Source organism: Solibacillus sp. FSL K6-4121, assembly GCF_038002585.1.
Taxonomy (GTDB): domain Bacteria; phylum Bacillota; class Bacilli; order Bacillales_A; family Planococcaceae; genus Solibacillus; species Solibacillus faecavium.
Window position 1 is genome coordinate 497,576 of the sequence record NZ_JBBOCS010000002.1, and the last position, 17,950, is coordinate 515,525.

Here is a 17,950-nt window from a genome sequence, read left to right on the forward strand (position 1 = left end):
TACCCACTTCCTGAATAAAGAAGGCTAATGATTCATAAATAAGAATATATCAATTATGAAAAGCAGTATAGGTTTTGAAAATGATTGTAGTGGAATCTTACTATCGAAGTGTTAAATGGATGTAACAAATTATCACTCAAATTTCTCACTCCATCTTTTTAAAAAATAGACCAATAATGATAGGAGCCATCAATATGAAGGAAGATTTAAAGGTATATGACGTCACGATTATCGGTGGAGGCCCTGCAGGTATGTTTACAGCATTCTACGGAGGCATGCGCCAGCTTGAAGTTAAGTTAATTGAAAGTCTCTCGCAATTAGGTGGACAGCTTGCTGCACTTTATCCAGATAAATATATTTATGATATCGCAGGATTTCCGAAGGTGCGAGCGCAGGAACTTGTTAATAATCTAAAAGAGCAAATGTCAGCTTTTGACCAAGCGATCGTAACGGGACAAAGTGTTGAAGCAATTACAAAGTTGGAGGATGGCACATTTAAGCTGACAACTAACGAAGAAATCCATTATTCAAAAACCATCATTATTACAGCAGGTCTTGGTGCATTCCAGCCAAGACAGTTGGAAGTTGAAGGTGCGGAATATTACGAGGGTAAAAACCTTCATTATTTCATCAACAATATAAATGAATTTAAAGGAAAGAATGTAGTCATTTTCGGCGGAGGGGACTCAGCTATCGACTGGTCCCTTATGCTTGAGCCCATTGCAAAGAAAGTTACGATTGTTCATAGAAGAGATCAATTCAGAGCACATGAGCACAGTGTTGAAAATCTTTTCAAGTCAAGTGTAGACATAAAAACGCCTTATATGCCTGATGCGTTGTTTGGTGATGAAAAGGGCATTAAACAAGTTGTCATCCGGAATGCAGAAGGTCTAAAAGAAACACTTGATGTTGATGACATTATCGTAAACTATGGATTTAAATCCTCATTAGGTCCAATCAAACAGTGGGGGTTGGAAATCGAGAAAAATTCCATTATCGTCAACTCTAAAATGGAAACCAATATCGAAGGGATCTATGCTGTTGGTGACGTATCAACATACGATGGAAAAGTGAAATTGATTGCAACTGGATTCGGTGAAGCGCCGGTAGCAATCAATGCGGCACGATTGTTTATTGATCCTACAGCAAAAAAACATGTACCGCACAGCACCGACTTTTTTAGCAAAAAATAGTATAGGGGAGAGGAGACACAATTCGCATATGGATTTGTGTCTCTTTTTTTCATATTCAGCGGGAAAAAAGGAGACCTTTACCTATTACTTTCTGAAAATTCCATTATTCGTTATGATATATGTAGCAGGAAAAATAATGAGATTCAAAGGGAGTGCCTAAACTATGGAATACATCACACTTAATAATGGAGTAAAAATGCCGATTGTTGGTACCGGTACAAATACGTATGGAAAAGAAAATAACGAATTTAAAGGAGCATTAAAAAATGAAATTCCTGAACTCGTATCAGCACTTGAGTTGGGATATCGATCAATAGACGGTGCGATTATGTATAACAACGAAGAGCTTGTCGGAAGAGTTTTAGCAGAAAGTAATGTGCCTCGAGAAGAGTTATTTATTACGACAAAAATTCCGGCGAATGAAGAATATATTTCTTCAAAGGAAGCGACTAGAGCAGCTATCGATTCTAGTCTAAAAAACTTCCAAACAGATTATCTGGACTTGCTTCTAATTCATTTCCCTATTGAAGACAAGGAACAGTTAAAAAATACTTGGGAAGTCTTTGAAGAATATTACGAGGCTGGTAAACTAAAAGCAATCGGCGTTTCGAACTTTGGAAAAAGCCAGCTAGATGAATTGAAAGAATTCGCGAAAGTGAAGCCAGCAGTTAACCAAATACAAATTAATTTGAAAGAGAAGAACAATGAACTTCTTGCTTTATTGGAGGAAGAGGGCATTACACCTGTTGCATGGGGACCGATGAAAACGGAAGCTCATCAAAATGAGGTATTGGATGAAATCGGTAAAGCGTATGGAAAAACTGGCGCACAAGTATTACTAAAATATCAAATTGCGCGTGGTGTAATCGTTATTCCAAAATCACACAACCGTGAAAATCAAGCAGCGAATCTAGATCTTTTCGATTTCGAATTAACTGCAGCAGATGTAGAGAGAATTGAAAGTCTATAAATGTGAACAAGCGTCTCCTAGTATGGAGACGCTTCAGACTGTAGACAAACTCGAAGAAATTCGAGTTTGCCTACAGTCTTTTTTGTTTTAAAATAAAGTTAACTAATGAAAACCGTTGATTTCCATTCCAGGGGACGCGTTTCGCGGGCGGGTGCCAATCCTCCTCGTCGCTACGCTCCTGCGGTGTATCGGCAGTCCCGCTTTTCCCGCAGAAGTCGCCCCTTCCATTCCAATCAACTTGATCTATTCTATCTAATAAAGTTTATCTAAATCAAAGAGGTGTCCCGATATGATGACTAAAAACCAAATGAATGAACGTAATCAATTAGAAATGTTGACGATTGAACAGCTTGTCCCAGAAAATCATCTTGTTCGTAAATTAGATGCAGCCATTGACTTTTCGTTTGTATATCCATTAGTTGAAAACTTATATTCACCTTTCGGTAGACCAAGTATTGATCCTGTTGTTTTATTCAAAATGACGATGATTCAATACGTTTTTGGTATTCGTTCGATGCGTCAAACGATTAAGGAAATTGAAACCAATGTAGCGTACCGTTGGTTTTTAGGGTTCGGTTTTCATACAGAAGTGCCTCACTTTTCAACGTTTGGGAAAAATTATGTGCGGCGTTTTGAGGATACAGATGTATTTGAACAGATTTTCTATCGCATCTTGAAAGAAATTGTTGATGCGGGTTTATTATCAGCTGACCATATCTTTATTGACTCCACGCATGTTAAGGCAAGTGCGAATAAACGAAAATTTGATAAAAAGATGGTTCGAAAAGAGACACGTGCCTATGAAGAAAAGCTACAGGAAGAGTTAAACATAGACCGTGAAAAGAACGGAAAAAAGCCGTTTCCACCGGAGAAGTTTGAAAAGGAAGAATGGAAAGAAATCAAAGAGAGCACAACGGACCCTGAAAGTGGTTACTATGTGAAGGACGAACGGACAAAACAATTTGCCTATTCATTTCATGCAGCGACAGATGAACGGGGCTTTGTATTAGGAACGATTGTGACACCTGGCAATATACATGATAGTCATATGCTGCAACCGCTTGTTGAAAAGGTCATTCATCGTGTGAAAAAGCCTGTGGCTGTTGCTGCGGATGCTGCTTATAAAACGCCTGCGATTGCGAACTTTTTATTAGAAAATCAAATGTTGCCTGTTCTTCCTTATACAAGACCAAAAACGAAAGATGGCTTCTTCCGTAAACATGAGTATGTCTATGATGAACATTATGATTGCTATATTTGCCCGAATGACCAGATGTTGCGCTATACAACTACGACGAAAGAGGGCTATCGCCAATACAAATCGAATCCAGCGGTTTGTGCAGACTGCCCATTTCTAGCACAATGTACAGAAAGTAAAAATCATACGAAAATGATTCAGCGACATATTTGGGCAGATTATCTGGAAGAAGCCGAACATCTTCGTCACCATCATGAAATAAAATCCATTTATGCAAAACGAAAAGAGACGGTTGAACGTGTCTTTGCGGATGCGAAAGAAAAGCATGGTATGCGATGGACAACGCTAAGAGGTCTAAAAAAATTGTCCATGCAGGCGATGCTTACTTTTGCTGCCATGAATTTGAAGAAACTTGCCACATGGACTTGGCAAGGGGCTTAATAGAGGGAATATTCCCTCGAAGAGGAGAGCCTTTACAGAACTTTTGGAACTAATTTGATATGAGAAATGACAAAAGGCATCGAGAGACGAGCTCTCGATGCCTTTTGTCGACAATCTGAAGCGTCTCCTAGTATGGAGACGCTTGTTTTATCTAGTTTAGTAGTGTGGTTTTCATTTTCTAATAACCGGGTCGGATTTTCTAATATCGTGGAAAATGTGCTAATAAAATTTCAGTTTTCTAATATATCCGTCTAACGTGCTAATAAGCTGTTGAAATGTGCAAATATCGTCCGGGGATTTTCTAATATCCCGGTTGGATTTTCTAATAAATTGAAAAAAGTGCTAATATATACTCATTTTTTAGTATGAATATTTCCTGTGTAGCCAAGTGCTAACATTTTCTAATAACCGGGTCAAATTTTCTAATAAATTGAAAAATGTGCTAATAAAATATCGATTTGCTAATAAATCCGTCCAATGTGCTAATAAGCTGTTGAAATGTGCAAATATCGCTTCAAGATCTGCTAATATCCGAACTAAATTTTCTAATATCTAATCAAAAAGTTCTAATAAAAAAATCCTTCATCTATTCTCTCCGCATAACAAAACTCAAATGTCTGCCTATACTGCGATCTTGGCGATGGGAAAATCCTTCATCATCCAAAAACGTGCACATGCGGTCAATTGTAATATTCTCTTCAGGAACACCTGCGAGCATACATTGCTTTTTCACGGTTAACTGATTATCGATATGGAATTTACCTGTATCTTCATTCCAGTACATAAATTCATCCGCATAGCCGAGCGCTTTGAATTTCTCTTGCACATCTGCATCCACTTCAAATTTTTCCTGGCTAATTGCAGGTCCGATTAAAACTTTTAGATCAAGCAAATCACAATTTTCCTCTGTTTTTAAATGCTGGAGTAGCTTTAAAGTAATCTCTTTAATCGTACCTTGCCAACCAGAATGAACGGCACCGACTAATTTAGTTTTTTCATTATAAAATAAGACTGGTACACAATCGGCAGTAAAGCTTGAGATCACGACATTCGGTTCATACGTATAGAGGGCATCGGTATCGGAAATGGCTGTAGAATTATCTATTGTCCCTTTGCCAATTTCTGATTTCTCAACGCGGAAGAAGTTGGCGCTATGTGTTTGGTTAGCGCACACAAACCTTGATAAATCAGTTTGCAGCAGTGATGCGAGCTGCTGGCGGTTTTCGATAATATTGGCTTCGTTTTTGCAAACATGTAGGGCCATATTATTATCCTCGGCAAATGCTGAATCTTTGAGTGTAATACCCATTACTCTTTTTTCATTATTTTCATAAAATTTTACTTTCATTTTATCACCCCCTGTACTATACCCTCAAAAACAAATTTTGTATAGGCAAATGGGGTTTGGTATAATGATGGGAAATAGGGGGAATCGGATGAAAAGTTGGCAAATCATTTTGACAGGTTTTTTACCTTATGTAATGGCGGTTATTGTTTTTATAGCGGTTGCAATACCTTATGCGAATGAAGCAATTACATTCGGTACGGCCGTGTCCATAATTGTTTATGTTTTGCCGATTTACTTCTTTGTCGTCATCCCTTGGTATTATGTGATGTACATCATGCGCAAGCGTTACAGCAAACGTGCTCTTTTATACACAAGTCTTGTTTTTTGTGTGCTTCAGCCAATCGTTTTCGGAACGGTTCTAAAAGTACCGGTCGGCAGTGCGGATTTTTTACTTTTTGTATCACCACCGTTTATAGTTGGCATAATGGTTAGTACACTGTGTATTAACTGGTTCTTTCCCGCATTAATGGGTAGTAATTTATCTGCCTCGAAAGCGTCGCGGCAGAGGCAAGACTCCAGCCTCGGAACTTAAGCAGGGCGAAAAGGATATGCGGGAGATCAACTACCCGTAAAAGCCCGATTGGTTCAACTAACAATCAGTGGGGGATCAAAAAACCCCACTGATTGAAGTTTCACTTTATAAAGAAGAATTATAGCAACTGACAGATGGAAGGGGAGAGCCGATTGGAATTGACGATTGAATGGCACTATATCACTAAGTCTAAGCAGGAAATCATATGGCGAAGTGAGGCAATTCCTGCTGCACATGCCTATACGCTCGTACTGGATATGGAAAATACGGGCCGTACAAAACACATTGTGATGACAGATGAGCATGACAGTACATGGACATTAAAAGAACTAAAAAAATATTTAAAATCACTCGAAACAGAACCTTCTGAAGTAGAGGTGTATTTCGATGGCGGTTTTCATAGGGAAGAAAAGCTGGCTGGTTTAGGGATAGTCGTCTATTATAAACAAAATGGGAAAAACTATCGTTTGCGCACGAACCGACTGGCGGAGTATTTAACATCAAACAATGAAGCGGAATATGCGGCACTGAATCTTGCTGTTGAACAGCTTGAGGAAATGGGTGTCCACCATCAAAAAGTGAAGATTTACGGTGATTCGCAAGTCGTCATTAATGAAATGAACGGCGAATGGGCAGTAACGGATAGTGTCCTCACAACATGGGCGGATAAAATTGATGCGAAGCTCCAAAAGCTTGGCATTCGACCTCATTATGAATATATTGACCGCAAACTAAATGGTGAAGCGGATCAACTCGCTAATCAGGCACTTCAGGAAATCGAAATATACGCGGATATTGACGTACAAAAAAGTAGGAAAAAGAAGGGTGATCTTTCATGATTCGATCTGTTGGGACGGGTAGCTCAAGTTTAACGAACCAGACTCGTCCAAGAAGTCAACAAACTACAGCCTTCCCGAAAATAGGAGAAGAGCAAGGATTCGCACCAAAGCAGGAAAAGCTACGTACTGAAGAGTTCGAAAAAGCACCAATGATGGTTGGTGTAAAACCGAAAGCACAGCTAAAATCCATTTTTGACGAAATAAATGATGTCGTTAAGAAAAATGCGGATGGGGATCGTTTGGAAGTAAGTAAACGTGCTATTTCTTTAGCAAAGGAAACATTATTTAGTTAAAAAATAAGCTCCACCGGGAAATAAATTTTCTCAGTGGAGCTTTCTTTTATAATTATAGAATTACTTTTTTCTCAAAAGCACGTTCCCCAGCAATACCTGGTTGTGTTAATTCAAATGGATTTAAAATAATATCCAATTGTTCGATTGTGAAATAACTATATTGTAGGCAAAGTTCACGTACAGATTTACCACTATGAAGTGCTTCACGGGCTATCTGGCTTGAACGCTCATAGCCTAAATGAGGAGCTAAAGCTGTTACGACACCGATTGATTGCTCCACAAAATCATGTAAACGTGCTTCATTTGCTTCGATATGATCTAAGCAGTATTTCGTGAATACTGTAAATCCGTTTGTCATAATTTCGATTGATTGTAACAAGTTGAATACTAACACTGGTTCCATTACATTCAATTCGAATTGTCCTGCTTCAGAAGCAAGAGAGATTGTGACATCATTCCCAATTACTTGGAAGGCAATTTGGTTAATCACTTCAGGCATAACTGGATTTACTTTACCAGGCATAATCGACGAACCAGGCTGGCGTTCCGGTAAACGGATTTCTGCAAAACCGGCTTTTGGACCTGATGCCATTAAGCGTAAATCATTAGCGATTTTCGACATATTCATCATCGCGATTTTTAACATTGATGAAACTTCTGCGTACGTATCTGTATTTTGTGTACCATCGATTAAATTATCTACTTTAATGAATGGGAATCCACTATAAGCAGCAATGTTTTCTACAGCTAATTTCATATATTGTGTATCTGCATTTAAACCAGTACCGATAGCAGTTGCACCGATATTGATTTGCAGCATTGTTTGCTGAGCTTTTTTAATACGGGCAATATCACGTGCTACTACTGCCGCGTATGCACCAAATTCTTGACCTAAACGGATTGGTACTGCATCTTGTAAATGAGTACGACCCATTTTTACAATAGAATCAAATTCTACTGATTTTTGAATGAAACTGTCACGCATTACTTCCATCGCCATAATTAACTTATCTAAAGTTGTGACTGTTGCGATATGAATAGCAGATGGGAATGCATCATTAGTTGATTGGGCCATATTAACATGGCTGTTAGGACTGATGATTGAATAAGTACCTTTTTCTTCCCCTAATATTTCTAACGCACGGTTAGCAATGACTTCATTGGCATTCATGTTCATAGAAGTACCTGCGCCGCCTTGAATTGGATCTACAACGAATTGATCGTGTAAATGCCCTTTAATAATGTCATCAGATGCTTGCGCAATCGCATTAGCAATTGTTGCGTCTAATTTACCGATCGCTGCATTCGCAAGTGCTGAGCTTTTTTTCACAATGGCAAATGCGCGGATCAATTCCGGATGCATAGTCATTTTTGTGATGGGGAAGTTTTCTATTGCACGAGTTGTCTGAACGCCGTAATATGCGTCCTTTGGAATTTCTAATGTGCCTAAAAAGTCTTTTTCAATACGTGTACTCATTTGTACGAACCCTCCAAGAGAATGGTGTAATAGTTGGATAAACAATTACATTATACGTCAAAAAAACATAAAAGCTTACTTGCTGAATAATTAGATTATTTGACGTGTTCATGTGAACTTTAAAAAGTTGTTTACGAAGTTCATTATAAACGGATTCTAGTCAATTACGAAACTTTTTTCTGCTTCATGCGACTAATTAAGAAAGAAATGAGGTGGAATACAATGAAGAAATGGTTACCATACATGTTTGTACTAATTATGTTATTGGCTGCCTGTAATACAGGTGAGCAAACAGGTAATTCAGGTGAAAACAGTGGGGAAGATGCAGCGGAAGATAATATTGACTATAAACTACTACATCAGTTGAACTACATGCCTCCAGAGGTAGGTTCAAGTATTTCAATCGTACAGGATGAAAAACTATATTTGACATGGGCTGAAATATTCGACTTTGATCCAGTCCATGCAATAGACTTTGAAACAGAAGAAGTGTTATTTGTAACGGCTTATTCAGATGGCTGTGGCAGAGTATTCGAGAGTGTTAAAAAAGAAGGGGAAACATTAATTGTTAAGTTAAATTACCCTGAAGATATTCGTAAAGAAAAAGATGTTGTATGTACGGAGATTGCACTACCAAATACTTATGTCATAAAGATGGAAAAGACGAACACAACAAAAGGAAAATTAATTGATATTAACCGGACAATTTTTGAAGATGATGCGATTGTTCAAGAAAAACTGCAATAGAATAATTTTGTGTCTAGGGGTTTCTTCGCTTGAAGCCCCCCTAAAAATTAGGAAGCGGGATTGTACGGGGGGGATAGTTAACAAATTATGGTTTGGAAAGGTATACTTCAATTAAGGCAACAATGAACTTGTACAAGATTAATTGGAGGGAATGCTATGAAACCAAAAATACAAAGAAAAGATTTAATAAGTAAGACAGATATCACGAATGCTGTAATGGCTGTTTTAAGTGAATCAAGTTTGTCATCAGAAGACCCTATTTTAAATAAAGCATTAATTGTCTATCATTACTACTCAGAACTTGAAAGTGGGGGACACGAAAGTTTATTCAGGTGGTATGGACAGGAAATTAATGAGATGGGAATAGATAATTACTTGAATAAACTAATTGGCGTCCTTGAGGAAATCGGCGCTCACAATTATGCGATGATTGAGAAAAAATATGGTAAAAAGTTGTGGAGCTTATATGTCGCTTTAGAAAATAATGAAATTGAAGAAGAAGAATTTTATAGTGTCGTGGAAAAAGCGACAGATGAGTATTATAAGCTTGATGATGAGTTAAGAGATTTATTGGAAACTTATTTAGTTGAGATCTATTCGGATTTGATTGAAGTAGTGGAGGATTGAGTATTCTTCAACTATCGATACATAAATAAACACAATGATATTTTATTTAGGGGGAATTTTGATGAACACTACAAATAATAAATGGAACATCTCTGAAGTAAAAACGAGCTATTTTGTATTTTTTGGTGCCGCGATTGGTGCGATTGTTGGGTTAATAGCTTATGTGAAGGAATGGTTATAACAAGCTTATTACTCTTAAATACAAACTGCCCAAAATCGGGCAGTTTTTTTATGTTTCTCTAAAATGTCCTTCAAACTTACTTAGAAAAAAGGGATAATACAAGAGGTGCACTAAAAGAATGAAAAGACTTTAATTGTTTTTATACTATTCCTTGCTCTTATTACTTCTTTTCAATTAACAACAGTTTCGTCAGATAAATCAGCAAAAGATTCTGAAGAGCTAAGATTACAGGATATGCTTATGATTATGCTGGCTCCTTATATTGAACAAAATTTACGTTACTATTATTATCCGAATATTGTAAAGGGTTTTCCACCTATTGTTGACCTTTGGAAAGTTGAAGTGTTAGAAACATTTTTATTATTATTGTATTCCATATTTCCACACTTAAATGTAACCATAAGAAAAAACATTATTTTTTTCTTGCAATTCATTAAATCATCGTTTATATTTAAATTAACAAATTGTTAATTGTTAATAAAACAACATACACTTATTCTTTAAAGCGGATTTGTAATATCAAGTAAGAATATTTTCACTTAGGAGGACTTAAAATGGCAAAGTATCATTCAGAAGAAGAAGCATTAAAAAATTATGACACAAGTAAATACCGCACACCCGATGGTTACACATCAGACATCGCCATCTTTACACTTTTACCAAACGAACAATACAAAGCAAAAGATGAAAAAAGTTCGAAATATTGCTTAGCTTTAATGTTGATTAAACGAGCTGGACTTGACGCAGAAGGCGAACCGAATATTGAAGGCAACAAGTGGGCATTACCCGGTGGCTTCACACAAATTGAAGGGGATAAGGGAAGTGCTTTTGAATCAGCGAAACGAGAGTTATTAGAAGAAACAAGTATTAAAGGTGTTCATATTAAACATTTCGGCGTGTACGATACATTTGGTCGTGATAAGAGAGGTTGGATTATTTCAAACGCTCATTATGCGATTGTACCTGAACAACATATCCAAGACCGAAGAGCAGCAGATGATGCAGCGGAAGTGCAATTATTCACGATTGATGAAGTGTTTAAATTGGACATTGCATTCGACCATCGTCAAATTATCGAAGATGCAATTTCATCAGTTAAAAAAGATATGCAACAAACAACAGTAGCAAAAAACTTCTTACCAGTAGAATTCAAGTTAGAAGAATTGCGACAAGTATTATTAGCAGTGATTGATGACAACGTGGTAAACACAAAATCTGCCTTTTTCCGAAAAGCACCATCACTTGATTTCATTGAAGAAGCAAAAGACGCACAAGGGAATCCAAAAGTAACCGAACCAACAGGTAAAAATAAACGACCTTCAAAATTGTACAAATTCGAAGAAGTTGAGCCTGTACCGTCCATTTGGAATTAAGTTCGATGACAAAAATTTCAAATTTCAATTTTTAGCATTTAAAAACGATTATTTTTTATAAAAAACAATTAACAATTACTGAATTGTTATTAATGATTTTAAAAAAGGAGTGGGATGTAATGAAGACAAATTTTGAAAAGATTGTTCATATTGAGAAAATAGGAAAAGCGAATACAGCGAAGCTTAACGATTTACTAACATTAGCAAAAAAATTCAAACCTTCTGTTGAAGATAAAGAAAAGGTGTTATTTATCGGTATCGATTTTCAAAACGATTTCATGGAAAACGGAGAACTCGGTGTACTAAATTCCCATAAAGATATTGAAAATACAACACATTTCCTCTATCGAAATTTAGAAAAAATCACCGACATTGCAGTATCTCTTGATACGCATGAATTACACCAAATCTTCCATCCTTGCTGGTGGGTGGATGAACAGGGGAATCACCCCAAACCATTTACGATTATCACAGCAGAAAATGTAAAAACCGGTAAATGGAAAGCTATTAATTACGAAAAAGCAAGTGCTGATTACGTAGAGAACCTTGAAAAAATCGGTAAAAAGCAATTATGTATTTGGACATATCACTGTATTGAAGGTACATTCGGTGCAGCTTTAGAAGGGCAATTCTCAAATATGATCCATTTCCATTCGATTGTACGAAAAACACCGATTCAAAAAATAACCAAAGGAAAAGACCCGTTAAGCGAAATGTACGGTATTATCAAACCGGAATATTCTCTTTATGCAGAAGGCGAAAATAATGAGTTCTTATTATCTCTTAAAAATTACGATAAAATCTTTATCGCAGGAGAAGCGAAATCACATTGTGTATTAGAATCGGTTCGTCAAATCGTTGAATTTTATGACCATAACAAAGAACTTACGAAAAATATCTATTTATTAGAAGACTGTACGAGTCCTATTGCTGGATATGAAGAAACAACTGAACAAGCATTTCAAGAATTAGAAAAAACATATGGCATTCAACGTGTGTTATCTACGGAAGTGACACTTTAACAGGGGGCGGGTTTTCTCGCTCCTAATGATTACAAACCTTAGGAGGGAATTTTGATGAAAAAATATCAAGACGATAGCTTAACGCTTCACACAGACCTTTACCAAATTAACATGGTGGAAACATACTTTAAAGACGGTATTGCAGAAAAAAAGGCAATCTTTGAAGTGTATTTCAGAAAATTACCGTTCGGAAATGGTTATACAATTTTTGCGGGCTTAGAACGTGTAATCCAATACTTAAAAGGATTTAAATTCTCAGGAAGCGATATCGACTATCTTCGTGAAGAAGGTGGTTATGATAAAGAATTTTTAGACTATCTAGCAAACATGCGTTTTACAGGGGATATCCGTGCGATGAAAGAAGGGGAATTGGCTTTTGCGAACGAACCACTAATTCGAATAGAAGCACCACTTGCTCAAGCTCAAATCATCGAAACGGCAATTTTGAACATTGTCAATTATCAAACACTCATTGCGACAAAAGCGGCTCGTATTAAACAAGTGGTTGGTGAAGACGTTGCGTTCGAATTTGGTACACGTAGAGCGCAAGAATTAGATGCGGCTATTTGGGGTACAAGAGCAGCATATATAGGCGGGTTTGAAGGTACGAGTAATGTTCGTGCAAGTAAAAAGTTCGGCATCCCTGCTGTTGGTACTCACGCCCATGCATTGGTACAAACTTATCAAGATGATTATACTGCATTCAAAAAGTATGCGGAAACACATAAAGATTGTGTGTTCTTAGTGGATACGTATGACACGCTTCGTTCAGGTGTACCTAATGCTATTCGTGTAGCTAAAGAAATGGGCGATAAAATCAATTTCGTTGGAATTCGCTTAGATAGCGGAGACCTAGCTTACTTATCAAAAGAAGCAAGAAAAATGTTGGATAAAGCGGGTTACAAAAAGGCAAAAATCACTGCTTCAAACGATTTAGATGAATATACAATTATCAACTTAAAAGCACAAGGGGCTAAAATTGATACATGGGGAATTGGAACAAAATTAATTACAGCTTATGACCAACCCGCACTTGGCGCGGTGTACAAAATGGTTGCGATTGAAAATGACCAAGGGGAATTTGAAGATACTATTAAAATTTCAGGAAACCCTGAAAAAGTATCAACACCGGGATTAAAAACACCTTATCGCATTATTAATGTAGCAAGTGGGAAAAGCGAAGGTGATTATATCGCGCTCGATACAGAAAACCCAGAACAAGAAGAACGATTAAAAATGTTCCATCCCGTTCATACCTATATTTCAAAATTCGTAACGGGTTTTAAAGCGAAAAAACTCCACGAAGATATCTTCGTTGCGGGAGAACTTGTATACACAATCCCTAACATTGAAGAAATCAAAGTGTATGCAAAAGACAACCTTACATTACTTTGGGATGAGTACACACGAACATTACATCCAGAACAATACCCTGTTGATTTAAGTCAAAAATGTTGGGATAACAAAATGAAAAAAATCGAAGAAGTAAAAGCGAAAGTGCAAGAAATGATTGATAACTAAGTGGGGGGGATAACCCTCCTTCCAAGTTTTTATAAAGAAAAGAGGAAAAGACATGGCGAAATATGGATTTTTAGGAAGTGCATTTGACCCTATTACAACAGGGCATTTAAATACTATTCAAGAAATCTTGGAACGAAAAGGGTTTGATAAAATCTTTTTAATGCCTTCGAATAATCACCGAAAAGATAAAGATATGCACGTCAGCGATGAACATCGTGTAAATATGCTTAAATTAGCCATCGAGGGACATAGTAAGTTTGAAATCGAAGATATCGAATTGCACCAACCTCCGTGGGATATACAAACATATAACACAATGCGAAAATTACGAGAAATGGAAAAATACAAAGGACATGACTTATATTTCTTAATGGGAGCAGACTTGCTTCGCGACATTGCGAGTGGCGAAAAGTGGTCACATAAAGAGGACCTTTTAAAAGAAAATAAATTCGTTGTGATTCGAAGAGAAAACATTGATATGCATGAAATCATTGCAAAAGATAAATTACTTCGAAAATACGAAGAACACTTTGACTTCATTTATTGGCAAGTAGACAACAATATCAGTTCTTCTTACATTCGGGATGAGTTTGAAATCGGGCATCACCCAAAATTCTATATGCCTGAAAAAGTATACAAATACATCGAAGAACACCAATTATACGGATTCGTTCCGGAAAAGGATTGACCATAGCACGAATAGTGTTTGTAGGAAATCTTATCTTCTGTTTGTAAACATTGTCCCTACCTAGTGGCGAATTTTAAAAATACATTTTAAAATTTGGGAGGAAAACCAAATGAGAAATTTACAAAAAGAAATCATTAAGGCATTAGAAGTAAAAACCTGTGATTGATGTGAAAGAAGAAATTAGAAAACGCGTGGATGTTTTAAAACAATATTGCCAACAAGCAAAAGCAAACGATGAGAAATCGTACCCAACGCAGTGTTTGGGTGCGATTTCTCGTATAGTCACAAAAATCATCCAAAATCATTTTCTCTTTTTGTAGTGTATTACTGAGTTAACTCCCCATTAATATTGACACGACTACTCCGATCACCCATAAACAGTAGGGGTTGGGAATATGACTTTAGCTATTAAAGTGAAAAACATGCTTGAAAAGAAGTGATAAATATGTGCTTGACAATTTAATGCAACTATTTGTGGAATAGACAGTAAAATTTCAAAAAAAATAAAATGAGGCGTTTAGGAATGCTATCATTAAACTAATTTCAAAAATAAGGAATGGATAGATAGGAGGAGTTATCATGTTAAAAGATGATTGGTTTACGGTTCGGAAAATTGATAAAAATACATATGCAATTAGTGAATTAGGTCATTGGGAAAAAGTCCATTCCTTTTTATTATTAGGGGAAACAAAAGCTGCTCTTATAGATACAGGCTTAGGTATTGATTGTATGAAGAGAATTACAGACCAGCTAACGGCCTTACCAATTGATGTTATTACGACACATGTACATTCAGATCATATTGGAAGTCATGGGGAATATACACGTATTTTTGTACATAAAGACGAAGAATCTTGGTTAGTAAATGGAATTGTAGGATTGTCGTTAGAGCAGATTCGAGCAAATACAGCAAGGGATATTACAATTCCGATCCCCAAAACCTTTAATCCAGATACATACAAGCCATATACAGGAAAGCCTACTGGATTATTAAAGGATGGCGATGTTGTTGATTTAGGAAATCGGAAATTAATTATTTATCATACACCCGGTCATTCACCAGGCCATATTTGTATATATGATGAATTAAAAAGCTATTTATTTACTGGCGATTTACTATATGATGAGACGCCAATTTATGCCTTTTATCCAACAACCAATCCAGTAGATTTAGTGAATTCATTAGAAACAATTACAACAATCCCTAACGTGAACATGATTTATGGTTCGCATAATACATTAGGCATTAAGCCCGATATTTTAGAAGACGTTAAAAACGCGGTCATCTACTTGAGGGAAAACGATTTAGTAAAATTCGGAACAGGCATACATACATTCAAAGGGTTTAGTGTTCAATTTTAGAAATTGAATTTAAATTACAAAAAGCATTAATTCAAGTGACTCTGGATTAATGCTTTTGTATTGGAGTTATTTACTTTTCATTTGCTCAAAGACAGATTGTACAAATTGCTCTTTATAATCTGTATAGGATTGAATACCTTTTAGTTCTGTACTAAAGAAGGATTCTTTTAGATTTTCATACTGCTTTTTAATATCTTTATGAGTATTCAAATAATCTCTGAAGAATAGCATTTGGTTCCATTTTTCCTTTTCCAACTCAACAATATGAATAAAATGTGTTTTTGTTTCAAATGTATCATCCGTAAACTTGGCACAAACAATTTCGTTTGGTCTTTCCACCTTCAACCTGTAAAATCCTGCATTTTGAAGGTTTTTGAAAAATGTTTTATCAAGTGCTGCCAGACTTTCGACACCTATTAAAATATCAATAATCGGCTTAGCCCGAATCCCCTCAATAGAAGTACTTCCAATGTGCTCAATTTGGTTCGGTTTTAAATGAGTAGTTTGAAGAATTTCCGTTTTTGCTTTGTTAAATTCATCTTTCCATTCAGGAGCATACGGAACAATGACAACCTCGTTATTTTTTAAGCCTAACTTCATACTTAACCCTCGCTTCCCAAAATTCAGTAAATACATTGCCCTAAAATATATATCAGAATGCAGTATCCAAAATGAATTTAATCTATCTTTTCCAATGTTATAGCTTGAACCATAACGGGAGCCCTTTCAAAAGTCATACCGTTATATCCAACTGTTACCTTATCGCCAACATTAAATTTTTCAGTTGTACCATCTGGTATACCTACATCAACAAGCCCACCTAATTTTTTTTCTGTTGCTTCCTCAATATTCACTCTCATACCGCCATATTCATTTACTGTTTCAATTGTTCCGGTAAATGTCTCTTTCACTTTGGAATCGGCATTACAAGCAAAAAGTACAAAGCTTGCTGAAATTATCATTAATAAAAAAGGGAAGTGTTTCAACTTAACAGTACTCATCTTTATCACCTCTGTAGGACCAACCTTGTTCGTTTTTAAGAGAAGATTAGGTTTATGCTATAATTTAGTAATCAAATATTGAAGGGTTTGAAATGATTTATGATATTAATAAACGTACTTGGGAACAGTGTAGCTGTATTTTCGGTTTTAATGCTAACTGCCTGTCTTTACTTTATTCTTTCTTACTTTGAATATTTAAAAGAGGAAGATAAACGTTTAACAAAACAAACAAAACTTTTTGCTGCGATTACATTATTTCTTGGATTAGGGGTTCCTGCAGTATACGAACTATTTAAGTAGGAATTAGGTTTTAAAATTTTACTGCCAAATGGAAAATTATTTTCGCCCTTCTAAATAAAAAGATACGATAGCCGGAATACATAGTGCTGCTAATAACGTCCATACATTGAAAAATAAATCATTTGTATAAGGATTGAGGTAGCCGATTTCATATTCAAAATAAGGTTGAGCCACTCTATTAAAATCTATTATTCGATATAAAGTGAAACTTATGAGGGCTAAAAATAGTATGGTATAACCCGCAATAAAACGTCTTCTATTCACTTTATATGTATTATGGATCTTCTCAAATACGAAGATCATTGAAAATATAAAGTAGAAAATAAACGGCATTGGCCACAGCATAAAAAACAAACCAGGATTGCCATTACTCCACATTGGATTACTACCGTCTGGATTGAAATTTGCAGTCATTTGATGCACAATCCATATTGCGCCAAGTGAAACTAAGCCTGACAAGAAAACACTAATTATAAAGAAAACACGCATAAATTCCCCTCCATCTCAGGTGACTATCTATTATTCTAACTTTAATACTAGTGTAAATCATCTGAAAAGTTACTAGTGTGTCGGTGGATCATTCAAATTTTTTCTTTTTGTATTTTATTAATGAGTTAATTCCTATCCAGATTGATGTAACTACACCTGCCGAGAAGAAACTAATATAGCCAATACCCCTACCTTCTGAAATACCTTGAATGACTACAATTACTGCAAGAAACGCTTGAAAAATCCTATAAAAATATATGCATAATAAAACCCTACTTCATTTTCTTTATTGATATATTTCTTCAATTTAATCCTCTCTTTCTAAATACAAATGTATGAAAGCGATGC

The 17,950-nt window shown here is 36.1% G+C and carries 20 protein-coding genes; 15 read left to right on the forward strand and 5 right to left on the reverse strand.

The features are described 5' to 3' along the window. The first annotated feature begins 194 nt into the window (after positions 1-194). The 3 genes from MHH95_RS11960 to MHH95_RS11970 all read left to right on the forward strand — a co-directional run bounded on the left by MHH95_RS11960 (position 195) and on the right by MHH95_RS11970 (position 3,802). Entirely contained in the window at positions 195-1,193 is a 999-nt protein-coding gene (locus MHH95_RS11960; protein WP_340727746.1) for an NAD(P)/FAD-dependent oxidoreductase, read from the forward strand. Between the two features lie 163 nt (positions 1,194-1,356). Then, positions 1,357-2,163 carry an aldo/keto reductase gene (locus MHH95_RS11965; RefSeq protein WP_340727747.1) on the forward strand — a complete coding sequence of 269 codons (807 nt, stop codon included), beginning with the start codon at positions 1,357-1,359 and terminating at the stop codon, positions 2,161-2,163. 289 nt (positions 2,164-2,452) lie between these two features. Then, positions 2,453-3,802, forward strand: a complete 1,350-nt coding sequence (locus tag MHH95_RS11970) for an IS1182 family transposase (RefSeq protein WP_340727034.1) — start codon at positions 2,453-2,455, stop codon at positions 3,800-3,802. A gap of 586 nt (positions 3,803-4,388) precedes the next feature. Here MHH95_RS11970 and pgeF read toward each other — a convergent pair. Further along, positions 4,389-5,150, reverse strand: coding sequence for a peptidoglycan editing factor PgeF (gene pgeF, locus MHH95_RS11975; RefSeq protein WP_340727748.1), 762 nt, complete (start codon positions 5,148-5,150; stop codon positions 4,389-4,391). An 88-nt stretch (positions 5,151-5,238) separates the two neighbouring features. Between pgeF and MHH95_RS11980 the strand changes: the two genes are divergently transcribed. From MHH95_RS11980 to MHH95_RS11990, 3 genes are all read left to right on the forward strand, one after another. Further along, the gene (locus tag MHH95_RS11980; protein ID WP_340727749.1) at positions 5,239-5,682 is read left to right on the forward strand and encodes an ATPase; all 444 of its coding nucleotides are present in this window, start codon (positions 5,239-5,241) and stop codon (positions 5,680-5,682) included. A gap of 152 nt (positions 5,683-5,834) precedes the next feature. After that, on the forward strand, positions 5,835-6,521 hold the full coding sequence (locus MHH95_RS11985) for a DUF771 domain-containing protein (protein ID WP_340727750.1): 687 nt from the start codon (positions 5,835-5,837) through the stop codon (positions 6,519-6,521). Next, the gene (locus MHH95_RS11990) at positions 6,518-6,814 is read left to right on the forward strand and encodes a DNA primase (RefSeq protein WP_340727751.1); all 297 of its coding nucleotides are present in this window, start codon (positions 6,518-6,520) and stop codon (positions 6,812-6,814) included. Before MHH95_RS11985 ends, MHH95_RS11990 begins: the two co-directional genes overlap by 4 nt. 52 nt (positions 6,815-6,866) lie before the next feature. On the opposite strand, the gene aspA is transcribed toward MHH95_RS11990, so the two are convergent. Continuing rightward, on the reverse strand, positions 6,867-8,291 hold the full coding sequence (aspA, locus tag MHH95_RS11995) for an aspartate ammonia-lyase (RefSeq protein ID WP_340727752.1): 1,425 nt from the start codon (positions 8,289-8,291) through the stop codon (positions 6,867-6,869). 222 nt (positions 8,292-8,513) lie between these two features. On the opposite strand from aspA, the gene MHH95_RS12000 reads away from it, so the two are divergent. The 8 genes from MHH95_RS12000 to MHH95_RS12035 all read left to right on the forward strand — a co-directional run bounded on the left by MHH95_RS12000 (position 8,514) and on the right by MHH95_RS12035 (position 15,812). After that, complete coding sequence (locus tag MHH95_RS12000) at positions 8,514-9,038, forward strand: dehydrogenase (RefSeq protein WP_340727753.1); 525 nt, start codon at positions 8,514-8,516, stop codon at positions 9,036-9,038. 156 nt (positions 9,039-9,194) lie between these two features. Next, the gene (locus MHH95_RS12005; RefSeq protein ID WP_340727754.1) at positions 9,195-9,665 is read left to right on the forward strand and encodes a DMP19 family protein; all 471 of its coding nucleotides are present in this window, start codon (positions 9,195-9,197) and stop codon (positions 9,663-9,665) included. Between the two features lie 735 nt (positions 9,666-10,400). Beyond that, complete coding sequence (locus MHH95_RS12010) at positions 10,401-11,219, forward strand: NUDIX hydrolase (protein WP_340727755.1); 819 nt, start codon at positions 10,401-10,403, stop codon at positions 11,217-11,219. 119 nt (positions 11,220-11,338) lie between these two features. Further along, positions 11,339-12,241, forward strand: a complete 903-nt coding sequence (locus MHH95_RS12015) for a hypothetical protein (protein WP_340727756.1) — start codon at positions 11,339-11,341, stop codon at positions 12,239-12,241. 54 nt (positions 12,242-12,295) lie between these two features. Further along, positions 12,296-13,762, forward strand: coding sequence for a nicotinate phosphoribosyltransferase (locus MHH95_RS12020; RefSeq protein ID WP_340727757.1), 1,467 nt, complete (start codon positions 12,296-12,298; stop codon positions 13,760-13,762). Positions 13,763-13,814: 52 nt separating this feature from the next. Beyond that, entirely contained in the window at positions 13,815-14,450 is a 636-nt protein-coding gene (nadD, locus tag MHH95_RS12025; RefSeq protein ID WP_340727758.1) for a nicotinate (nicotinamide) nucleotide adenylyltransferase, read from the forward strand. Between the two features lie 158 nt (positions 14,451-14,608). After that, positions 14,609-14,770, forward strand: coding sequence for a hypothetical protein (locus tag MHH95_RS12030; RefSeq protein WP_340727759.1), 162 nt, complete (start codon positions 14,609-14,611; stop codon positions 14,768-14,770). A gap of 259 nt (positions 14,771-15,029) precedes the next feature. Then, on the forward strand, positions 15,030-15,812 hold the full coding sequence (locus MHH95_RS12035; protein ID WP_340727760.1) for an MBL fold metallo-hydrolase: 783 nt from the start codon (positions 15,030-15,032) through the stop codon (positions 15,810-15,812). A gap of 66 nt (positions 15,813-15,878) precedes the next feature. Here the strand turns inward: MHH95_RS12035 and MHH95_RS12040 are convergent, their stop codons facing one another. Together MHH95_RS12040 and MHH95_RS12045 are read right to left on the reverse strand one after the other, a co-directional pair. Beyond that, positions 15,879-16,412, reverse strand: coding sequence for a GrpB family protein (locus tag MHH95_RS12040; RefSeq protein WP_340727761.1), 534 nt, complete (start codon positions 16,410-16,412; stop codon positions 15,879-15,881). Between the two features lie 77 nt (positions 16,413-16,489). Then, entirely contained in the window at positions 16,490-16,813 is a 324-nt protein-coding gene (locus tag MHH95_RS12045) for a hypothetical protein (RefSeq protein ID WP_340727762.1), read from the reverse strand. A 99-nt stretch (positions 16,814-16,912) separates the two neighbouring features. Between MHH95_RS12045 and MHH95_RS12050 the strand changes: the two genes are divergently transcribed. Continuing rightward, entirely contained in the window at positions 16,913-17,113 is a 201-nt protein-coding gene (locus MHH95_RS12050) for a hypothetical protein (RefSeq protein ID WP_340727763.1), read from the forward strand. A 36-nt stretch (positions 17,114-17,149) separates the two neighbouring features. Here MHH95_RS12050 and MHH95_RS12055 read toward each other — a convergent pair whose 3' ends face one another. Next, complete coding sequence (locus tag MHH95_RS12055) at positions 17,150-17,602, reverse strand: hypothetical protein (protein WP_340727764.1); 453 nt, start codon at positions 17,600-17,602, stop codon at positions 17,150-17,152. Positions 17,603-17,950: the final 348 nt, after the last annotated feature.

Coding starts and splice junctions, on each gene's coding strand:
- MHH95_RS12045 (WP_340727762.1), bottom strand. CDS start 16,813: ATGAGTACTGTTAAGTTGAAACACTTCCCTTTTTTATTAATGATAATT.
- MHH95_RS12020 (WP_340727757.1), top strand. CDS start 12,296: ATGAAAAAATATCAAGACGATAGCTTAACGCTTCACACAGACCTTTAC.
- MHH95_RS12055 (WP_340727764.1), bottom strand. CDS start 17,602: ATGCGTGTTTTCTTTATAATTAGTGTTTTCTTGTCAGGCTTAGTTTCA.
- MHH95_RS11960 (WP_340727746.1), top strand. CDS start 195: ATGAAGGAAGATTTAAAGGTATATGACGTCACGATTATCGGTGGAGGC.
- MHH95_RS11970 (WP_340727034.1), top strand. CDS start 2,453: ATGATGACTAAAAACCAAATGAATGAACGTAATCAATTAGAAATGTTG.
- MHH95_RS12000 (WP_340727753.1), top strand. CDS start 8,514: ATGAAGAAATGGTTACCATACATGTTTGTACTAATTATGTTATTGGCT.
- MHH95_RS12035 (WP_340727760.1), top strand. CDS start 15,030: ATGTTAAAAGATGATTGGTTTACGGTTCGGAAAATTGATAAAAATACA.
- MHH95_RS11980 (WP_340727749.1), top strand. CDS start 5,239: ATGAAAAGTTGGCAAATCATTTTGACAGGTTTTTTACCTTATGTAATG.
- MHH95_RS12010 (WP_340727755.1), top strand. CDS start 10,401: ATGGCAAAGTATCATTCAGAAGAAGAAGCATTAAAAAATTATGACACA.
- pgeF (WP_340727748.1), bottom strand. CDS start 5,150: ATGAAAGTAAAATTTTATGAAAATAATGAAAAAAGAGTAATGGGTATT.
- MHH95_RS11965 (WP_340727747.1), top strand. CDS start 1,357: ATGGAATACATCACACTTAATAATGGAGTAAAAATGCCGATTGTTGGT.
- MHH95_RS12015 (WP_340727756.1), top strand. CDS start 11,339: ATGAAGACAAATTTTGAAAAGATTGTTCATATTGAGAAAATAGGAAAA.
- nadD (WP_340727758.1), top strand. CDS start 13,815: ATGGCGAAATATGGATTTTTAGGAAGTGCATTTGACCCTATTACAACA.
- MHH95_RS12040 (WP_340727761.1), bottom strand. CDS start 16,412: ATGAAGTTAGGCTTAAAAAATAACGAGGTTGTCATTGTTCCGTATGCT.
- aspA (WP_340727752.1), bottom strand. CDS start 8,291: ATGAGTACACGTATTGAAAAAGACTTTTTAGGCACATTAGAAATTCCA.
- MHH95_RS11990 (WP_340727751.1), top strand. CDS start 6,518: ATGATTCGATCTGTTGGGACGGGTAGCTCAAGTTTAACGAACCAGACT.
- MHH95_RS12005 (WP_340727754.1), top strand. CDS start 9,195: ATGAAACCAAAAATACAAAGAAAAGATTTAATAAGTAAGACAGATATC.
- MHH95_RS12050 (WP_340727763.1), top strand. CDS start 16,913: ATGATATTAATAAACGTACTTGGGAACAGTGTAGCTGTATTTTCGGTT.